Here is a 4,176-nt window from a genome sequence, read left to right as displayed (position 1 = left end):
TACATACCCTAGGGGGGTATGGTATCTAGGTGAACGGATACGAGGGCAACAAAGACGACCTCCAGAAGCGGCTGCGTCGCGTCGAGGGTCAGGTACGAGGGATCGCCCGAATGGTCGATGAAGACAAGTACTGCATCGACATCCTTACGCAGGTCTCCGCCGCGACGAAGGCTTTGGAGACGGTTGCTCTATCCCTGCTCGGGGATCACCTCCGCCACTGCGTCGCGGAGGCGAGCGCAGAGGGCGGCCAGGTTGCCGCAGAGAAGATTCGTGAGGCCAACGACGCGATTGCACGGCTCGTCCGTTCCTGATCCCGCACCGACCCCAGAGGAGCAAATCATGACCGACCGCATCGACCTCGGCCTGAAAGACACCAACGCCGGCTGCGCTTGCTGCGCCACGTCCGCAGCGACAGACGCACCCGCGTCCACCGCGGCGACGGTGACAGAAGACGTCCTGGTGACCGGAATGACATGCTCGCACTGCGTGTCGAGCGTCACGGAGGAGCTGACTGCGATCGACGGTGTCGAGAATGTCACGGTAGACCTCAACGCCGGCGGTACGTCGCGCGTCACCATCCACAGCTTGACCCCGATCGATGCCGCCGCAGTGCGGGCCGCGGTGGAGGAGGCCGGCTACACCCTGGCCGGCGCACCCGCATGAGCGCGGTCGACGTCGAACTCGATATTTCCGGGATGACATGCGCGTCGTGTGCGACCCGGATTGAACGCAAGCTGAACAAGCTTCCCGGTGTGGAAGCAACGGTGAACTACGCCACCGAAAAAGCACGTGTTCGCGGGAACGACGTCGACCCTGCCACCCTGATCGCCGCCGTCGAATCCGCGGGGTACCAGGCGGCTCTCCCCGCACCGCCACCGAGCGGTGATATCGATGAGAACACCCCAAACCGAGAGGACGGCGAGGTCGGGGCGCTACGGCGGCGTCTGCTGATTAGTGCCGCCCTGTCGCTGCCGGTGGCAGTGTTGTCGATGGTCCCGGCGTTGCAGTTCGAGTACTGGCAGTGGCTTGCCCTCACTCTCACCGCCCCGGTGGCGGTCTGGGGCGCGTGGCCGTTCCACCGGGCCGCGGCCGTCAACGCCCGACACGGCGCGGCGACCATGGACACCCTCATCAGCGTTGGCGTCATCGCCGCATTCGGGTGGTCCCTTTACGCGCTGTTCTTCGGTGGCGCAGGCATGCCCGGCATGACGATGACGTTCACCCTCGTCGGTACCCCGCAGGCCGGGGGCCACGAAATCTATCTGGAAGTGGCCGCGCTGGTCACCGTCTTTATCCTGGCCGGGCGGTATGCCGAAGCGCGCGCGAGGAAATCATCGTCGGAGGCGTTACGGGCGCTGCTGGAGATGGGCGCGAAGCACGCCACGCAGCTCGTCGACGGCGCCGAACGGATGGTGCCGGTCGCGCAGCTGTCGGTCGGAGACACTGTGCTCGTTCGACCGGGGGAGAAGATTCCCTCCGACGGGCTGGTGATCGATGGTGCCTCCGCCGTCGATGCCAGCATGCTCACCGGAGAATCAGTCCCCGTCGAGGTGACGACTGGGTCGCGTGTCGTTGGAGCGACGGTGAATGTCGGCGGCCGCCTCACCGTAGAAATCACCCGGGTCGGCGCCGACACCGAGCTCGCGCGCATGCGCCGGCTGATGGAGGAAGCCCAAACCGGCAAGGCCAAGGTGCAACGCATCGCTGACCGGGTGTCGGCCGTGTTCGTCCCGATCGTCATCGGACTTGCCGCCGCCGCCTTCGTCGGCTGGATGATCGCTGGGGCATCGCTGGAACAAGCGTTCACCGCCGCGGTCGCGACACTAATCATCGCGTGCCCGTGCGCGCTTGGCCTCGCCACCCCCACCGCCCTCTTGGTGGGCACCGGCCGGGGCTCGCAGCTGGGAATCTTGATCCGTGGACCGCAGGTGCTGGAGCAGACCCGCACCGTCGACACCATCGTGCTCGACAAGACCGGCACCGTGACCACCGGCAAGATGACCGTCACCACCGTTCACCCCGCCCCTGGTGTCACCCGGGACGAGCTGCTGCGGGTCGCCGCTGCGGTCGAGGCGGGCTCCGAGCATCCCGTCGCCCGCGCGATCACCGCCACCGCGCCTGGTGCATATGCGGACAGCTTCGCCTCGCACGCCGGGTTCGGTGTGCAGGGGATCGTGGACGGCGCCGCGGTGGTCGCGGGCCGCGCCTCCTGGCTGGCCGAGCAGTGGGGCATCCACCCACCGTCGGAGGCCGCAGCGGAGCTGAACACGCTCGCTCGTACCAGTACCGCAATCGCGGTCGGCCGCGACGGGCGGTACCTGGGCGCGATCGGCGTGGCGGACACGGTGAAGCCGACCAGCTCGACCGCCATCGCACTGTTCCGCGCACTCGGGCTGCGCCCGGTGCTCCTCACCGGCGACAACGACACCACGGCCGCACGGATCGCCGCTGAGGTCGGCATCTCCGACGTGCACGCCGGCGTCACCCCCGCCGGGAAGCTCGAAGTGATCCGCCGGCTCCAAAACGATGGCCACGTGGTCGCAATGGTCGGTGACGGCGTCAACGACGCCGCGGCCCTCGCCGCAGCCGACCTCGGCCTTGCGATGGGGGGCGGCACGGACGCGGCGATCGCCGCCAGTGACATCACGATCGTCTCCGGCGACCTGACCGTCGTGGCCGACGCGATCCGACTCTCCCGCCGCACCCTCCGCACCATCAAGAGCAATCTGTTCTGGGCCTTCGCCTACAACGTCGCCGCCATCCCGATCGCCATGGCCGGGCTGCTGAACCCGCTCGTCGCCGCGGCGGCCATGGCGCTGTCGTCGGTGTTCGTCGTGACCAACAGCCTCCGGCTGCGCCGGTTCCGCCCCGAGCCGGCACCCGTGCACATCGCCCGCACTCCCATGCCCCAACCGAACCTGAATCGTGCGCCGTGGCGGCGCACCCAGCGAAGGAGGCTCCCATGAGCCAGCACGAACATCACAACCACTCGGCCCGCACGAACCACCAGGGCCACAACGCTCCGGCGGCAACGGCAGTACACGACCACGTAGCGATGGGCCACCCGCACGGCACGGATGATCGGGCACCTGCGGCGGGGCACGCCGGGCACGGTCACGCCGACCACGGCGGTCACGCCGGTCACGGTGATCACGTCGCCCGGTTCCGGCGGCTGTTCTGGATCATGCTGGTTCTCGCGGTGCCGGTCGTGGCTTTCTCCAGCATGTTCTCGATGCTGATCGGCTACCCGCTGCCGGACGCGGCGTGGGTGGGATGGGTGTCCCCGATTCTCGGGACCGTCATGTATGTCTGGGGTGGCGCCCCGTTCCTTACCGGCGCCGTCAGCGAGCTGCGCGCCCGCAAGCCCGGCATGATGCTTCTCATTGCCCTCGCGATCACCGTCGCGTTCCTCGCGTCCTGGGGGGCAAGCCTCGGGCTGTTGCACCACGAGTTGGACTTCTGGTGGGAGCTGGCGCTGCTGGTCGTAATCATGCTTCTCGGGCACTGGATCGAGATGCGATCCCTCGCCCAGACCACCTCCGCCCTCGACTCCCTCGCCGCGCTCCTGCCCGACGAGGCCGAGAAGGTGGACGGGGAAACCACCGTCACCGTCGCCCCCGCTGAGCTGCAGGTCGGTGACGTGGTTGTGGTCCGCCCCGGTGGGCGGGTTCCCGCGGACGGGCGGATCGTGCAGGGCTCGGCCAGCATGGACGAGTCGATGATCACCGGAGAATCCCGCCCCGTTCGCCGCGGCGACGGCGATCAGGTCGTCGCCGGCACGGTCGCCACCGACTCCGGAGTTCGCGTAGAAATCACCGCGGTCGGGCAGGACACCGCCCTCGCGGGCATCCAAAAGCTCGTCACTGAGGCTCAAAACTCCTCCTCTCGCGCGCAGCGGCTCGCGGACCGTGCTGCGGGGTGGCTGTTCTGGTTCGCGCTCGGCGCGGCCGCGGTCACCGCCTTGGTGTGGTCCCTGGTGGGATTCCCCGACGAAGCGGTCATCCGCACCATCACCGTTCTGGTCATCGCCTGCCCGCACGCCTTGGGACTGGCGATCCCGCTCGTCGTGTCGATCGCCACGGAGCGTGCCGCGCGCGGCGGTGTTCTGATCAAGGACCGTCTCGCGCTGGAAAGCATGCGCACCGTCGACACGGTGCTGTTCGACAAGACCGGCAC

General features: G+C 68.2%; 4 protein-coding genes. All 4 read left to right on the top strand.

Annotated elements, in window-relative coordinates:
- Positions 1–29: 29 nt before the first annotated feature.
- On the top strand, positions 30–311 hold the full coding sequence (locus tag DBR36_RS17110; protein ID WP_058233655.1) for a metal-sensitive transcriptional regulator: 282 nt from the start codon (positions 30–32) through the stop codon (positions 309–311).
- Positions 312–339: 28 nt separating this feature from the next.
- Positions 340–663 (top strand): cation transporter, encoded by a 324-nt coding sequence (locus DBR36_RS17105; RefSeq protein ID WP_058233654.1) that lies wholly within the window; start codon positions 340–342, stop codon positions 661–663.
- Positions 660–2,966: a cation-translocating P-type ATPase gene (locus DBR36_RS17100; RefSeq protein WP_108320879.1), complete on the top strand. Its 2,307-nt coding sequence runs from the start codon at positions 660–662 to the stop codon at positions 2,964–2,966. The genes DBR36_RS17105 and DBR36_RS17100 overlap by 4 nt, the downstream gene beginning before the upstream one ends.
- The coding region (locus DBR36_RS17095) for an HAD-IC family P-type ATPase (RefSeq protein WP_375136093.1) at positions 2,963–4,176 on the top strand (1,214 nt) is incomplete at its 3' end. The genes DBR36_RS17100 and DBR36_RS17095, both read left to right, overlap by 4 nt.

This window comes from Microbacterium sp. HMWF026 (genome assembly GCF_003061325.1).
GTDB classification, from domain to species: Bacteria; Actinomycetota; Actinomycetes; order Actinomycetales; family Microbacteriaceae; genus Microbacterium; species Microbacterium testaceum_E.
Note: the sequence above shows the minus strand (reverse complement) of the source record. Positions and strands in the feature narration are given on the sequence as shown.

Coding starts and splice junctions, on each gene's coding strand:
- DBR36_RS17105 (WP_058233654.1), top strand. CDS start 340: ATGACCGACCGCATCGACCTCGGCCTGAAAGACACCAACGCCGGCTGC.
- DBR36_RS17100 (WP_108320879.1), top strand. CDS start 660: ATGAGCGCGGTCGACGTCGAACTCGATATTTCCGGGATGACATGCGCG.